This is a genomic window from Pseudomonas fragariae (ex Marin et al. 2024) (assembly GCF_059621105.1).
Map to the genome: position 1 here is coordinate 2073484 of NZ_CM184369.1, position 14206 is coordinate 2087689.

Consider the following 14206-nt stretch of genomic DNA (forward strand, 5'->3'; position numbering starts at 1 on the left):
GGTGACCAGCCATGCCAACAACCTGAAGGTGAGGGATCATGGATCAAATGGCACTCAAGGCCATAGAAGGCATCGCAGGCGCCGTGCGTGCGCCGTATCAGAGCATCACGGTCAACCGCCTGACACCGATCATCGGTGCCGAGGTCGGCGGTGTCGATCTGTCGCAGCCACTCAGTGCGGAGCAGTTGACGGAAATCCGCCGGGCCTTTCTGGAAAATCACGTGCTGGTGTTTCGCGACCAGCACCTGACGGTCGAGCAGCACAAGGCATTCGGCCGACTGTTTGGTCCGTTGCGCGCCTTGCCGGTGGACAGCATCGATAGCGATGACCCGGAACTGGTCGTGGTGCGCGCCAACGCCCAATCGCGTTTCGCTGCGGGCGAGCTATGGCACACCGACGGCACCGCTGATCTGGAGCCGTCGATGGGCTCGATGCTGCACGTCAAGGAGACACCCGCCATCGGCACCGGCGGCGACACGCTGTTTGCCAACATGCACCTGGCCATTGAAATGCTCTCGCCGGCGATGCAGCAGTTTCTCGGCGGGCTGACAGCCATTCACGATGGCGAGATTCCGTGGAAGGGCTATCAGCCACCTCCCGGCCTCCCGAAAAGCGAGCACCCGGTGGTGGTTCGCCACCCTGAAACCGGACGCCGCAGCCTGTTCGTCAATTCCGGGTTCACCTCGCATATCGTGCAACTCTCGCCCGGCGAGAGCCGCACCGTGCTGAGTATGCTGTTCGAGCTGATCGCCCGCGAACCTTGCCTCAGTTGTCGCGTGCGCTGGGAACCGAACACGCTGGTGTTCTGGGATAACCGTTGCACCCAGCATCACGCGGTGTGGGATTACTTCCCGCACTCGCGCCATGGCGAGCGGGTGACGATTCTCGGAGGGCGGCCTCAGGCCTGAAGGCACTTGCGGATTGACCGGCGAACACCGTTCAGCTGCTTCATCAGCGCAGTGGCAGGTGGTATATCAGGTCGTCGAACCACTGATCGCCGATCTGATAGGCCTGCGGGACGCGGCGCTCGAAGGTGAAGCCGCATTTCTCCAGGACCTTGCAGGAGGCGATGTTGCCGTCGGTCACGGTCGATTCCAGTGAATCCAGGCCGATGGCAGCGGCGTAGTCGATGATTGCCCGGCGTGACTCGGTGCCGAAGCCCTTGCCTTGATGTTCCGGCAGTAACAGACAGCCCACTTCGGCATGACCCGGCGACAGGATGCGAAAGCCACTGACCCCCAGCTCTGCATCGTTTTGTGTGTCTGTGACCACCAGGCACAGCCAGTGATCGGACGCCGGCGTCCACTCGGGGAGGCGATGATCGAAGCCTTTACGGATCTGCGCCTCTTCGATTTCTCCGAATACGTAGCGCATGGTCTCGGGCTCGGAATGCAGCCTCAAAAACAGTGGCCAGTCGCTGGCGAGCAGGGTTCGCAGATAAAGTCGTTCGGTGTGTAGTTCCAGCATCCGTTGCTCCCGGGACAATCAAAAAAGGCACAGGGTTTTGTACTCGGCCTGCGGTCAATGATCAATAATGCACGCGCATTTCATCGCCATTGCTCACGGTAATCGTGACGCAACCAGGCAGGGTCATATCCTTCGGCAGGTCAGGGACGAGTCAATGGCATTTCGCGTATTGGTCATCGGTGGCTACGGTAACTTCGGCAGCCTCATCTGTAATCATCTGGTGATGATGCCGCACATCGATCTGGTCATTTCCGGTCGTGACCCGCGCAAGCTGGCGGAAAAGGTCGCCGCACTGCAAACGCTGGGGGGCAGGTTCTGCGAGAGCTGGTGCGTGGACATCATGCAGGACGGCGCGGGCACTGAGCTGGGTGAATTGGGCATTGATCTGCTTATTCACACCGCGGGGCCTTTTCAGGGGCAGTCGTATGCCGTGGCCCGGCATTGCATCGAGGCGGGCGTGAATTATTGCGACCTGGCCGATTGCCGGGCGTTTGTCGCCGGTATCGCCACCCTAGATGCCCAGGCGCGCGAAGCAGGTGTCAGCGTGTTGAGCGGGTGCAGTTCGGTGCCGACGCTTTCGGCGGCCATCATCGATCAGCATCGGCAGCGTTTTCTACGCATCGATTCCATAGAGCATGGCATCTCCTCGGCAGCAAAAATGCCCGGTCTGTCGACCGTGCGCGGCGTACTGGCCAATGCCGGACGACCGATCAGGCAACTGCGCAACGGCAAGGTCCACGACGTTTACGGCTGGATGGGCCTGACCCTGCGCCGGATGCACGGCATGGGCACGCGGCTGGTGGCCAATGTCGACGTCCCGGACCTGGATGTATTCGCGACACGCTACGCCGCGCAGAACCTGAGCTTCAAGGCCGGTTCCGCGCTCAAGGCCGGCGGCATCGCGACCTGGCTGCTGGCGCTGGCGATTCGCTGCGGGCTGCTGCGCGATCCTGCGCCGTGGGCCGAGCGCCTGTACCGTTGGGGCGCGCGCTTTGAACACTGGGGTGATCGAAAGAGCGCGATGTACATCGATGTCGATGGCCTCGACCTCGGCGGCCAGCCGTTGCACATGCGTGCGCAATTGACTGCACTGAACGACAAGGGGCCGGAGATTCCCGGCAGTGCCGCCGTCGCGCTGAGCAGCAAAATGGCCGGTGGCTATCGTCCACAACCGGGCGCTCGGGCCTGCGTCGGAGAAATCACTGCGGACGAGTACCTGGCGGCAATCGATGAGCCGGAAAACATCCGGCTGGATATTCATTTCAAGAACCATAACGTCTGACACTGCTGCAGATGTCCGATGGCTCCGTACAGGCTGCTGACGTGGCTTTTTAGTGGCACTTTTTTGCTGTTTTCTGCGGCACCAATCATCGGAAAATTCTGTTCAGACAACTTAAATAAATCTTAATCATCGATCCCTGAGCCCGTAATTCATGGGGTGTGAGGTCCTCTCTCTCGACCGGTCCGTTATTCCAGACACATTAACTATCAAGTTAACTCTTTCAGCGCCGACTCACGGGTATTCCGGAAAAATTAAAGGCACACACGTAATGAGCGCAAAATGGTTGGACAATCTGAAAGTCAGCAAGAAGCTCGGGCTGGGCTTTGCCGCTATTTTGCTCGGGGTACTGACCGTTACCGTGATCGGTTACTCCAGCACCAACCTGCTGATCGAGCGCATGGGCAAAAGCAGCAAGGTCGCCGAGATCAAGGCTGACGTTCTGAATGCCCGGATCGCTGCGCAAGCCTATGCGACCGGCCCTACCGCCGCAGGTGTGCAGAATTACGCCAGCGCGCTGGATACCTTGAGCCGCAGTGTCGATCAGGGCCTGCAGGTGTTCGTGATCTCGAGCAACCTGGCCAAGCTGCGCGAGATCAAGGAGCAGGTGGGCGGTCTGAAGCAGACGTTCGACCAGCTGGTCGGCATCAATCAGAAAGTCGATGAAGCGTTGAAACCGATCATCAAGGTGTCCGATGACGTCAGCGCGACCTTCGAGAATCTGCTGAACAAGACCATTGACGACACCTTGCGCGCGCCGAATGAAACCGGCATCAGGCAGGTCAAGATCGCTGGCGACCTGCGTAACGGCATGACCAATTTCCGTCTGGTGTTTCGCCGCTACCTGAGCGTTCCGAATGCCGACAACCGTCAGGCCACCTATAAGGCCGCCGACGCCCTGATTGCGCAAGTGGATGCCGCTCGCAGCCAGTTGCCTGTCGAGGCAAATGCCGCAGTGGATGCCGCGCTGGTGGCGTTGAAACAGTACAAGGTGCTGATGACGTCGATTTCGGACATGCTTCAGCAGACCGAGCAGATCCGCAATGACCTGCAACAGCAATCCGTAGCGACCGCAGCCCGTGCCGATGATCTGGCGGCGCTGCAGGTCATCAGTGCCCAGAAAGAACAACAAACCGCTGTGGTGCAATTGCTCAGCGTAGCGCTGGTCGTGCTGCTGGTCGGCATCTTTGCTGCGTTCCTGATCACGCGTCAGATTACCGTGCCGTTGAACAGCACCGTGATTGCGGCGCGCCGTATTGCCGACGGTGATCTGACCCATGACAGCAGCACCACCCGCCAGGACGAACTGGGCCTGCTGCAGAACACCATGCAACACATGACCGTTTCGCTGCGCGGTCTGATCGGTGGCATCGGCAACGGTGTGACGCAGATCGCCACGGCGGCCGAGCAGTTGTCTGCGGTCAGCGAGCAGACCAGCGCGGGTGTCACCCTGCAGAAAAACGAAGTCGATCAGGTCGCCACCGCCATGAACGAAATGGCCTCTACCGTACAGGAAGTGGCGCGCAACACCGAAGACGCTTCGCAAGCCGCCAAGCAGGCCAGCGAGCGCGCCGCGCACGGTAGCAGTGTGGTGCAGCATGCCACGCGCGAAATCGGTCAACTGGCCGGTGAAGTACAGCAACTGGGTGAAGCCATGCAGCGCCTGACCGAAGACAGCGGCAAAATCGGCAGCGTGATTGACGTGATCAAGGCGGTCGCCGAGCAGACCAACCTGCTGGCGCTCAACGCAGCCATCGAGGCTGCACGGGCAGGCGAGCAGGGTCGCGGTTTTGCCGTGGTGGCTGACGAAGTCCGCTCGCTGGCTCAGCGTACGCAGAACTCCACAACCGAAATCGAAGCGCTGATCCAGGCGTTGCAAAAAGGTACAGGCGCCGCCTCGGGCCTGATGGACGCCAGCCTGCAGCGCACTGAAGGCACCGTGGTACTGGCTCGTCAGGCTGAACAGGCGTTGGTGGAAATCAACCAGTCCATTGGCACCATTGAACAGATGAGTCAGCAGATTTCCGCCGCGGCCGAGCAACAGAGCGCGGTGACCGAAGAAATCAACCGCAGCGTACTCAGTGTTCGCGACATTGCCGATCAGTCCGCTTCGGCCACCGAGCAAAGCGCAGCATCGACCGTCGAGCTGGCCCGTCTGGGCAGCGATTTGCAGAGCATGGTCGCGCGTTTCAAGATTTAATCTGCGCCAGGCTCTGTACGAAAAGTCGGCGAGCGAAGGTCTGGCGAGCCTGTTTTTAACGAAGCATCACCGAGCGCAGCCACTTTTCGTGCAGAGCCTAAGCAAAGTCGGCCTCCTGACCCCATCAAGAGGCCGACTGCCGTTGTTCCGCCCGCACCACCATCCACACGCCGATACCTGACACCGCCATGCCTGACGCCATCTGCCAGGACAGCGGTTCGTCGAACATCGCCCAGGCCCAGAGCATCGTCACCGGTGGGCTGAGGTACAGCACACTGGCGACGCGGGTGGCTGACGCGCGGCGCAGACACACCCAATACAGTCCGTACCCGCCCAGGGTTGCCAGCCCCACGGTCCATAGCACGCTCAGCGCAAAGCCGGTGCTGGCTACAGGCGCCAGGCTGCCCTGTGTGCCTTGAATGATCGCGAAGGCGACGCTGGAGACAGCGCACTGCAGCCACAGGTTGGGCAGCAGTGCCATGGGTTGCGCGGTACCGGATTGTTTCTGCCACAGCGTCGCGATGGCCAGCGAAAACATACCCAGCAGCGGCAGGCCATAGGCCCACAGCGGTGCGTCACCCACCGCCAGCGCGCTGTAGGTCACCAGCACGACACCGATCAGCCCGACAAACAGTCCCGCCCAGATTGGCCAGGCCAGCCGTTGGCCGAGCACTACTGCCGCCAGGAGTGCCATGCCCATCGGCAACAAATCGGCAAACAGCGCAGCGAGGCCGGCAGGCACACCCAGCGCAATGCCCTGCGTGACCCCGGCGACGTAGCCGGTCATGGCCAGCAGGCCGATACCTGCGTTTTTCAGCAGCGTGGCAGCCGGGATCGACCTCAGTTGCCTGGCGACAAAAGGCAGCAGGATCAGGGTGACCACCACACAACGCCAGAACACCACCAGCAGCGGCGGCGCGTGGTCAAGGGAAAAGCGTGCGCCGACGAAGCCCGAACTCCAGGTCAGAACCAGCGCAGCTTCCAGCAGGGGCAGAGGAATGGCCTGGTGCCAGGCAGGCCGCGAGACGCTCGGAGCAATCGACAGGTATGGGTTCATGGACACAGGTTACGAAACCGGCGTAGTCTAATAAATCAAAATTAACTGCATGAGTTATTCAGGAATTCTGAATCATGACGGCCATTCTCGACATCGAACTGGTGCGCACCTTTCATGCGGTGGCGCGGATAGGAAAGTTTTCCGCAGCCGCCGAGCAACTTCATAAAAGCCCGGCAGCGGTGAGTGTGCATATCCAGCGCCTTGAGGCCGTGGCAGGCGGGCGCTTGCTCAATCGGGACAACCAGGCAGTGTCGCTGACGGCGCTGGGCAAGCGCCTGCTGTTGTCGACGACAGAGCTGCTGTCCACGCACGACCGGGTGCTGGCGGATCTGCAAGGCACTCATCTGGCCGGACGCATCACGCTGGGGGTTCCGGATGAGTACGCCGTGCATGTCATTCGCGACATCCTGCCAGTGTTCGCGGCCGCGTGGCCCAATGTCGTGCTGGAGTTGAAATCCGCACCCAGCTACGCCCTGCGCGAGCAGGTTGCGCGTGGCAAGTTGCAGACAGCAGTGATCGCGCAACCCAAAGGGCAGCTGAGTGCTGATGCGCAGTTTCTGGTATCGACCAAGCCGGTCTGGGTCGGGCCGGCCAGCGTTGCACTGGCATCCGCTGACCCGGTGCCGCTGGCCGTTCACGCAGCGCAATGTCCTTATCGTGAAGCCATGCTGGCCTCACTCAAAGACAATGGCCGCAAAATCCGTGTAGTCCTCGAAAGCCCGTCCAATCAGGCGATCAAGGCCTGTGTGGAAGCGGGCCTGGCGATCAGCCTCATCGATCGGAGCGGGGTCACGCAAGCCATGCAGATTCTCGATGACCTGCCTGAAATACCCGAGCACGAAATCGTCTTCCTGCGCTCGCCGTCGTCACAGAACGACGAGGCGGTGAGCCTGCTGGCGCAGGCCCTGCAGAAGTATTTTCGGGTTTAGCCGGGAACACTGCAGCCGAAGTGTGTTATCGACTGCAGGAACGCTTTCGGCTCAACCGTCCTTGAACAGAAAGCTGTAGGCATTCAGCGCCGGCACGCCGCCCAGGTGGGCGTAGAGCACTTTCGAGCCTTCGGGGAATTCGCCGTTGCGCACCATGTCGATCATGCCGTGCATGGATTTGCCTTCGTAGACCGGGTCGGTCAACACGCCTTCCAGGCGGGCGCAGAGGCGGATGGCTTCGAGGGTGCCATCGTTCGGCAGGCCGTATTCCGGGTAGGCGTAGCGGGTGTCGAGCACCACGTCTTCGGCGGTGATTTCGCGGCCCAGCTCCACCAGTTTTGCAGTGTTCTGAGCGATGCGCAGGACCTGCGCGCGGGTCTTTTCCGGTTTCGCCGACGCGTCGATACCGATTACACGCTGTGCCCGGCCATCGGCAGCGAAGCCCACCAGCATGCCTGCGTGAGTGCTGCCGGTCACCGAGCAGACCACGATGTAGTCGAATTTGAAGCCCAGCTCTTCTTCCTGCTGGCGCACTTCATCGGCAAAACGCACGAACCCCAGGCCGCCATACGGATGTTCCGAGCAGCCCGCAGGAATCGGGAACGGCTTGCCGCCGCTTTCCTCGACGTCGGCCATGGCCTTTTCCCAGCTCGGACGAATGCCGATATCGAAGCCTGCCGAATCCAGGCGCACATCGGCGCCCATGATGCGCGACATCTCGATATTGCCGACCCGGTCGTACAACGCGTCGGAATAGTTGACCCAATTCTCCTGAACCAGCACGCACTTCATGCCCAGATGCGCCGCTACGGCTGCCACCTGACGGGTCTGGTTGGACTGGATGCCACCGATCGATACCAGTGTGTCGTAGCCGCCGTCGATGGCTTCCGGCACCAGGTATTCCAGTTTGCGGGTCTTGTTGCCGCCGAAAGCCAGACCGCTGTTGCAATCCTCGCGCTTGGCATACAACTCGACCTTGCCGCCCAGGTGCTCACTCAGGCGTTTCAGTGGGGTAATGGGCGAGGGGCCGAAGGTCAGAGGGTAGCGCTTGAACTTGCTCAGGTTCATATCGGGTCTCCGTTGATGAGTTGATCCGGGCATTGAAGGTGGGCCTCGATGTGTTTATCGAGCGGCCCGGCATGGCTCCCATCATAGGAAAACTGCGAATAATCGTGGTTGCAAAGAATTGTCTATCTACAAAATAAGCGTTAGCCTGAATACAACTAAACAGACTTTTATTGTGTGATTTTCATTATGAAAGCAATAAATGAACGCACTAAAAAGTCCGGTGCCGATGTAACGCCGCTGCTGGACAGGATTGACCGCGCCATCCTCAAGACCCTGCAACGTGACGCGTCCATTTCCAATGTGGCACTTGCCGAGAAGGTCAAACTGAGTCCGCCTGCGTGCCTGCGGCGCGTCGAGCGGCTGAAAGAGGCGGGCGTGATCAAGGGCGTGGTGGCGCTGCTCAATGGCGATGTTCTGGACGCGGGCATGGTGGTGCTGATCGGTGTCGTGCTGGACCGCTCGACACCGGATTCATTTGCGCAATTCGAAGCCGCCGCGCAGAAGGTTTCCGGCTGCATGGAGTTTCATGTCGTCACCGGCGAGTTCGACTACTTCATGTTGCTGCGCACCCGGGACAGTCAAAGCTTCAACCGGCTGCACGCTGAACAGTTACTGTACTTGCCCGGTGTCAGGCAGATCCGTTCGTTCATGGGGCTGCGTCAGGTTGTTTCCACGACACAATTACCTCTCTGACGGGTTTCGGCGTGGCCTGTTTGCTGCATGCAGCGTCAAACGTTCACGTCTGACCAAGGTCGGAGTTACTGACTGCCACACGATTGACTCTGGCGCATGATTCAATCAGTGCCTCTCTCTTTTTTACTTGCTCAAGGATTTTCATTTTGGCTGCTGGAAGCTTGCTTACCCTGCTTGACGATATTGCGACGCTGCTCGATGACGTGGCGCTGGCCACGAAGAAGACAGCGGGTGTGCTGGGTGATGATCTGGCGCTCAATGCCCAGCAGGTCACCGGTGTTTCGGCGGATCGCGAGTTGCCGGTTGTCTGGGCCGTGGCCAAGGGGTCGCTGCTCAACAAGGCCATTCTGGTTCCGGCAGCGTTGCTGATCAGTGCTTTCGCACCCTGGGCGATTCTGCCGTTGCTGATGATCGGCGGTGCGTTTCTGTGCTTCGAGGGCTTCGAGAAAATCGCCCATAAATGGCTGCATCCCGAAACCGGCGAAGAGCATGAGCAGCGCAAGCAGGCGTCGGCGGATGCGTCCGTGGACATGGTGGCGCTTGAAAAGGAGCGCGTCAAAGGCGCGATTCGCACGGACTTCATTCTTTCTGCGGAAATCATCGTGCTCGCACTGGGTGTGGTCTCGGCCAGACCCTTCATGGATCAGGTCGGTGTGCTGGTCATCGTCGCAGTGCTGATCACCGTCGGTGTCTACGGGCTGGTGGCCGGTATCGTCAAACTCGATGACCTGGGCCTGTACCTGAAGAAAAGCGCAGGTTCGGCGTCACAAAAGATCGGTGCCGGCCTGCTGTGGCTGGCACCGGTGTTGATGAAAGTGCTGTCGATCGTCGGTACGGCTGCGATGTTCATGGTCGGCGGCGGGATTCTGGTCCACGGCCTGCCGTTCGCTCATCATTGGGTCGAAGGCGTGACCGAAGCGGCAGCCGGGGCGGTAGGCGGTCTGTCGATGATCGTCCCGACCCTGATCGATGCGCTCGCCGGGATCATTGCCGGTGCCGTGCTGGTGTTGGTCGTGACGCTGATTGGCAAGGTCTGGAAAGCTGCGAAGGAGTGATTGAGGCGGTCATCCACACTTCTGATCCAAGGCCGTGAAGGCGAGCCGGGCGACGCTTCGCTTGCTCGCGAAGGGGTTGGTACAGCCAACCGAAGGGTGGCTGAAACACCGCCTTCGCGAGCAAGCTCGCTCCCATAGAATTCCGGAGTGAGCGTCATCACCGTCAAACAACGTGCTTAGAAGAACACCTTGACCAGCAAGCTCGCGGTGTTCTGATCGGTGTCGAAGGAGCTGGTGTCCTTGATGCCGTATTTGTTGGTCCAGTAGTCGTATTCGATACCCACGTACAGCTGCCGCTCCGGGTAATTCAATGCCTTGCCCAGGTCATACTTGATCTGCGGGTTGAAGTGCAGGTTGGAGTGGTAAGTGCCACGCGAGGTCTTGTCGTTGTCGACCACCCAGTCCATGAAACCGTCGATCAGCACATCCGATTTGCCCACCGGAATGGTGTAGGACCACACCGGAGTGATCTGCCACACGCCGTCGCCCGGGCGATTGCCTTCGGTCTGGCGCTGGTAGAAGTTGAGCTGGAAGTAGTCGAAACCCGGGATCTTCAAGTCGAACGCCGGACCGATCAGGTACGACTCGTTATCGCCCTCACCGAACTCGTAAGTTGCGGCAATCAACACATCGCTGATCGGCCCGAACTCGAACTTCTGGCCGAAGATCTTGCCCAGCGACAGGCGTGGCGAGAACTCGCCGTAATAGGTGTTATCGCCAGCGGTAGCGTCTTTCTTGCCGTTGTAGAAGATCTTGTCGACGAAGAAGAAGTTGTCGCCGTACTTCCAGCTGTCCGCGTGCTCAAAGGTAAAGGTCTGCTGATTTTCCGGGTTGACAGCAAAGTCTCGTCCATTGAGATAGGTCAGGCTATTACTCTGCCACTGGAAGATATCACCTGCCATGGCGGGTGCAGCAGCCAGCAGACTGCTGGCCAGTAATGCACTGGAAATCGTACGGTTCATGCGGTGAGCCCCTTGATGTAGATCGTGATTTTTTCGGACTGGCGTTCTATGCGTGACGCCTTGTCGGTGGTTGCAATAATTTGTCTGTCTGGTCAGCTTTGTGTTGTTAGCAAGAGCTGCGCCAATCAGTGAAAAAAAGTTTAAGTAACCCTTCAAATCGATATCCAGGTGTCGATTTCAGGTCATTTTTTTCAATGGGCAGCGTTCTGAGTGCCGTTCAGCCAGTGGGCCGCCCGGTCAGGTTCAGCTATCGGCAAAGAGAGGGGCGCGTTGGCAGCGGCGGCGGAGGATACTGACTCGCGTCGCCGTGCTCAAGTGCTCCAGAGCAGGGCGTCCGGAGCGAAAACAGGGCAATGCCCGTTGCCTCAGTTGATGTGTGCGCCCTGATCGATCCAGGCGCCTACCAGATCACGTTCCTGCTGGGTCATCTGGGTGATATTGCCCAGCGGCATGATCGGCGCGGTGATTGCCTGCGCCTTGATGCGCGGCGCCTGTTGCTGGATCTGTTCAGGCGTATCGAACATCACACCGGCCGGAGCGACGCTGAACAACTGGCTGGTAGGCGTGGCCGAGTGACAGACCGAACAACGTTGCCGGATGACGTCGTGCACCTTGTTGAAGTCTGCACCTGCCACCTTGGCAGGCTCGGGCTGAGCAGGCGCTGCCTGGGCAGGCGCAGCGGCGGGTTGCGCAGGTTGCTCATCAGCCCGATGACCGCCGACCGCCGTACCGGGCAGTGGCTGATAGACGATCTTGGCTGGCGGTTGCGTAGGGCCGGTGACATACGCCAGGCACAGCATGCCCAGTGCCGCGACCGGCAGGGTCCAGGCGAATCGATGGCTGTTGTGTCGTGTATTGAAGTAATGGCGCACCAGCACGGCCAGCAGCGCGATGCCGGCGAGAATCAGCCAGTTGTACTCACTGCCGTAGGTGCTTGGAAAGTGATTGCTGATCATGATGAACAGCACGGGCAGGGTGAAGTAGTTGTTGTGTCGTGAACGCAACAGGCCTTTTGCCGGCAGGCTTGGGTCCGGCGTACGGTTCTCGGCAATGGCGGCCACCAGCGCGCGCTGGGCCGGCATGATGATGCGGAACACGTTGCCGACCATGATGGTGCCCATGATCGCGCCCACATGCAGGTAGGCACCGCGACCGCTGAATACTTTGCTGAACCCGTACGCCGCCGCCACCAGCAGCACGAACAGGACCACGCCCAACAGGGCAGGGCGCTTGCCCAGTGGCGAGTCACACAGAAAGCTGTAAATGAACCAGCCGACGAACAACGAACCCAGGCCGATGTGCACGCCCTCGGCGCCACTCAGGCTGCTGCCCGGGGCCAGCAGGTACAGCGTCGGATTGGCGTAGAACACCACGCACAACAGCGCGACCCCTGATAGCCAGGTCGAATAGGCTTCCCATTTGAACCAGTGCAGATTCTCCGGCATGGTCGGTGGTGCGAGCTTGTACTTCTCCAGGTGGTAGATGCCGCCGCCGTGGATCGCCCACAGATCACCCGACAGGCCTTCACGCGGGTTGCTGCGGTTGAGGTTGTTCTCCAGCCAGACGAAGTAGAACGATGCGCCGATCCAGGCGACGCCGACAATCATGTGAATCCAGCGCACGCCCAGATTCAGCCATTCCATCATATGTGCCAGCACGGTGTTTACCCTTCCAGTGGGTGGGGATCGAGAACCAGCAACTGGCTCTCGGCAAAGTAATGCTCGTCGCAGTTGTTGCCTTCGCCACTGCGATCAACCACCAGGAAGTCATCCCGCTTTTCGATCGTCAGCACCGGATGGTGCCAGACGCCGCGATGGTAATTGACACCCTGCCTGCCGTTCGACACGAAGGCGCGGGTCGCCTCTGATTCAGGCACATCGCCAACCGGCGCGACCACGATCAGAAAGGGGTTGCCGAGCAGCGGCACGAACGCCTGACTGCCCAGCGGATGACGCTCCAGCATGCCGATGGTCAACGGCATCGGCAGCGCTTCGGCGTGGAAGATGCTGATGATCGCCTTGTCCTCGGGCTGCGCGGTCTGCACGTCAGCCAGACGATGAAAGCGCATGGTCGAGCCGTTGTTGATCATGAAGTGATCGCTGCCGTCGGTTTCGATCACATCACCGAATGGCGCAAAGGCTTCCTTGGTCAGTGGCTCGATTATCAGTTTGCGCATGCGGGTTCTTCTTCAATGGTTTTCAGGGTGCGCTCATCGTTATACACAAATCCGCTTTGGATTCTGGCCGGAGGCCGTAGGAGCGGACCGGGCGACGCTTCGCTTGTTCGCGAAAGGGCCGGTACATTCTCCAAAAATGCGTCGTCTGAAACACCGTCTTCGCGAACAAGCGAAGCGTCGCCCGGTCCGCTCCTACGCCCTTCGGGCAGAAGCCTGGCAGCCTTTTATTCAGGGCGCTCCAGGACTTATGTATATGATGAGCGCCGAACGTAGGAACGAGAGTTTATGCGTTGTTACCTGGCCACCTTGCCCAGCACTCGCAGGCGGCTCACGCCACCGTCCGGGAATACGTTCAGGCGGATGTGGGTGATCGGGCCGATCGCCTTGATCTGCTCGGCGAACTCGTGTTCGGCGTGCATGGTCAGCTTCTGGCTGGGCAGCAACTCGCGCCAGAACAGGCTCTGGGTTTCGATCTGGCTGTCGGTGCCACCCTTGACCAGGGCGCCCTGGATCGAGCAACTGTCCGGGTAGTTACCTTTGAAGTGCAGGGTATCGACGATGACTTTTTCGACTTCACCCTTGTGCCCGAGCGCCACGATCACCCAGTCGTTGCCGGGCGTGCGGCGCCGCGCGGTTTCCCAGCCGTCGCCCATGTTCACGCCGCGACCAGGGTTGAGGATGTTGCTCATGCTGCCGTAGTGTTCATCGGAGCAGGCAATCGATCGGCCGCCATTGAGTGCTGCAACCAGATCGATCTGCTCGTCCGCGCTGACTTTCGACCAGTCGCGATGCGGCACGCCGTACACGCGCAGACGCGCGACACCGCCGTCCGGGTAGATGTTGAAGCGCAGGTGGCTGAACGCCTGATCGCTGCTGATCTCATGGTAATGATGGCTGTTGCCTTGCAGCTCCACAGACGGCAGCACTTCGGTCCAGGCGGTGTTTTCATCGGGCTCGCCCGACGCCAGGAAGCACGCTTCCAGCGATGCGGAAGGCGGGAAGTTACCGGTGAAAAACGAGGTGTCGATGTCCACACCCTTGATGGTTCCCGCCACACCGAGGCGAATCACCGCGCTGTCGTACCCTTCGAAACGCTTGCGGCGTGACTCCCAGCCGTCCATCCACTTGCCGTTGTCGTCGAACACACCTTCTTTCCAGACGGCCGGGGTCGGCTGGAACAGCCGGTTGGCGTCGGCGAACCAGTCATCGGTGACCGAAAGGATCTTGGTGCCCAGACGCGCGTCGGCCAGGTTCACGAACTTCTCGAACGGTGCGGCGTAAACTTTCATGCTCTTTGTCTGCCTTCTGAATACGGTTATG

General features: G+C 60.0%; 13 protein-coding genes and 1 pseudogene. 7 read left to right on the forward strand and 7 right to left on the reverse strand.

From position 1 onward, the window contains the following. Positions 1-38: 38 nt before the first annotated feature. A complete protein-coding gene (locus AC54XV_RS09225; RefSeq protein ID WP_496718417.1) occupies positions 39-908 on the forward strand; it encodes a TauD/TfdA dioxygenase family protein in 870 nt (289 codons plus the stop codon). A 43-nt stretch (positions 909-951) separates the two neighbouring features. Here the strand turns inward: AC54XV_RS09225 and AC54XV_RS09230 are convergent, their stop codons facing one another. Then, on the reverse strand, positions 952-1467 hold the full coding sequence (locus tag AC54XV_RS09230) for a GNAT family N-acetyltransferase (protein WP_003404381.1): 516 nt from the start codon (positions 1465-1467) through the stop codon (positions 952-954). 154 nt (positions 1468-1621) lie between these two features. Between AC54XV_RS09230 and AC54XV_RS09235 the strand changes: the two genes are divergently transcribed. The 3 genes and pseudogenes from AC54XV_RS09235 (at position 1622) to AC54XV_RS09245 (ending at position 4946) form a co-directional block, all read left to right on the forward strand. Next, positions 1622-2749 carry a saccharopine dehydrogenase family protein gene (locus AC54XV_RS09235; RefSeq protein WP_103359801.1) on the forward strand — a complete coding sequence of 376 codons (1128 nt, stop codon included), beginning with the start codon at positions 1622-1624 and terminating at the stop codon, positions 2747-2749. A gap of 397 nt (positions 2750-3146) precedes the next feature. Beyond that, positions 3147-4040, forward strand: a pseudogene (locus AC54XV_RS09240) (methyl-accepting chemotaxis protein); the annotation flags it as partial. A 201-nt stretch (positions 4041-4241) separates the two neighbouring features. Next, on the forward strand, positions 4242-4946 hold the full coding sequence (locus AC54XV_RS09245) for a methyl-accepting chemotaxis protein (protein WP_371124565.1): 705 nt from the start codon (positions 4242-4244) through the stop codon (positions 4944-4946). 124 nt (positions 4947-5070) lie between these two features. Here AC54XV_RS09245 and AC54XV_RS09250 read toward each other — a convergent pair whose 3' ends face one another. Then, entirely contained in the window at positions 5071-6003 is a 933-nt protein-coding gene (locus AC54XV_RS09250; RefSeq protein WP_032655312.1) for a DMT family transporter, read from the reverse strand. A gap of 74 nt (positions 6004-6077) precedes the next feature. Here AC54XV_RS09250 and AC54XV_RS09255 point away from each other — a divergent pair, with 74 nt between their 5' ends. Further along, positions 6078-6932 (forward strand): LysR family transcriptional regulator, encoded by an 855-nt coding sequence (locus AC54XV_RS09255; RefSeq protein WP_058822608.1) that lies wholly within the window; start codon positions 6078-6080, stop codon positions 6930-6932. A 51-nt stretch (positions 6933-6983) separates the two neighbouring features. On the opposite strand, the gene AC54XV_RS09260 is transcribed toward AC54XV_RS09255, so the two are convergent. Beyond that, positions 6984-8000 (reverse strand): 1-aminocyclopropane-1-carboxylate deaminase, encoded by a 1017-nt coding sequence (locus AC54XV_RS09260; RefSeq protein WP_002552793.1) that lies wholly within the window; start codon positions 7998-8000, stop codon positions 6984-6986. A gap of 186 nt (positions 8001-8186) precedes the next feature. On the opposite strand from AC54XV_RS09260, the gene AC54XV_RS09265 reads away from it, so the two are divergent. Next, complete coding sequence (locus tag AC54XV_RS09265; protein ID WP_003315203.1) at positions 8187-8693, forward strand: Lrp/AsnC family transcriptional regulator; 507 nt, start codon at positions 8187-8189, stop codon at positions 8691-8693. A 146-nt stretch (positions 8694-8839) separates the two neighbouring features. After that, positions 8840-9748, forward strand: a complete 909-nt coding sequence (locus tag AC54XV_RS09270) for a DUF808 domain-containing protein (RefSeq protein WP_496718422.1) — start codon at positions 8840-8842, stop codon at positions 9746-9748. A 176-nt stretch (positions 9749-9924) separates the two neighbouring features. On the opposite strand, the gene AC54XV_RS09275 is transcribed toward AC54XV_RS09270, so the two are convergent. From AC54XV_RS09275 to alc, 4 genes are all read right to left on the reverse strand, one after another. Then, complete coding sequence (locus AC54XV_RS09275) at positions 9925-10710, reverse strand: outer membrane protein OmpK (RefSeq protein WP_003423373.1); 786 nt, start codon at positions 10708-10710, stop codon at positions 9925-9927. Between the two features lie 365 nt (positions 10711-11075). Continuing rightward, positions 11076-12368, reverse strand: a complete 1293-nt coding sequence (locus AC54XV_RS09280) for a urate hydroxylase PuuD (protein ID WP_496718424.1) — start codon at positions 12366-12368, stop codon at positions 11076-11078. 5 nt (positions 12369-12373) lie between these two features. Further along, positions 12374-12886 carry an ureidoglycolate lyase gene (locus tag AC54XV_RS09285; protein ID WP_496718426.1) on the reverse strand — a complete coding sequence of 171 codons (513 nt, stop codon included), beginning with the start codon at positions 12884-12886 and terminating at the stop codon, positions 12374-12376. Positions 12887-13179: 293 nt separating this feature from the next. Further along, positions 13180-14175 carry an allantoicase gene (gene alc / locus AC54XV_RS09290; RefSeq protein ID WP_024641047.1) on the reverse strand — a complete coding sequence of 332 codons (996 nt, stop codon included), beginning with the start codon at positions 14173-14175 and terminating at the stop codon, positions 13180-13182. Positions 14176-14206 lie beyond the last annotated feature (31 nt).

What these genes read in the sequence shown, in the direction of transcription:
- AC54XV_RS09225 (WP_496718417.1), top strand. Translation starts at nt 39, where the DNA reads ATGGATCAAATGGCACTCAAGGCCATAGAAGGCATCGCAGGCGCCGTG.
- AC54XV_RS09230 (WP_003404381.1), bottom strand. Translation starts at nt 1,467, where the DNA reads ATGCTGGAACTACACACCGAACGACTTTATCTGCGAACCCTGCTCGCC.
- AC54XV_RS09235 (WP_103359801.1), top strand. Translation starts at nt 1,622, where the DNA reads ATGGCATTTCGCGTATTGGTCATCGGTGGCTACGGTAACTTCGGCAGC.
- AC54XV_RS09245 (WP_371124565.1), top strand. Translation starts at nt 4,242, where the DNA reads ATGGCCTCTACCGTACAGGAAGTGGCGCGCAACACCGAAGACGCTTCG.
- AC54XV_RS09250 (WP_032655312.1), bottom strand. Translation starts at nt 6,003, where the DNA reads ATGAACCCATACCTGTCGATTGCTCCGAGCGTCTCGCGGCCTGCCTGG.
- AC54XV_RS09255 (WP_058822608.1), top strand. Translation starts at nt 6,078, where the DNA reads ATGACGGCCATTCTCGACATCGAACTGGTGCGCACCTTTCATGCGGTG.
- AC54XV_RS09260 (WP_002552793.1), bottom strand. Translation starts at nt 8,000, where the DNA reads ATGAACCTGAGCAAGTTCAAGCGCTACCCTCTGACCTTCGGCCCCTCG.
- AC54XV_RS09265 (WP_003315203.1), top strand. Translation starts at nt 8,187, where the DNA reads ATGAAAGCAATAAATGAACGCACTAAAAAGTCCGGTGCCGATGTAACG.
- AC54XV_RS09275 (WP_003423373.1), bottom strand. Translation starts at nt 10,710, where the DNA reads ATGAACCGTACGATTTCCAGTGCATTACTGGCCAGCAGTCTGCTGGCT.
- AC54XV_RS09285 (WP_496718426.1), bottom strand. Translation starts at nt 12,886, where the DNA reads ATGCGCAAACTGATAATCGAGCCACTGACCAAGGAAGCCTTTGCGCCA.
- alc (WP_024641047.1), bottom strand. Translation starts at nt 14,175, where the DNA reads ATGAAAGTTTACGCCGCACCGTTCGAGAAGTTCGTGAACCTGGCCGAC.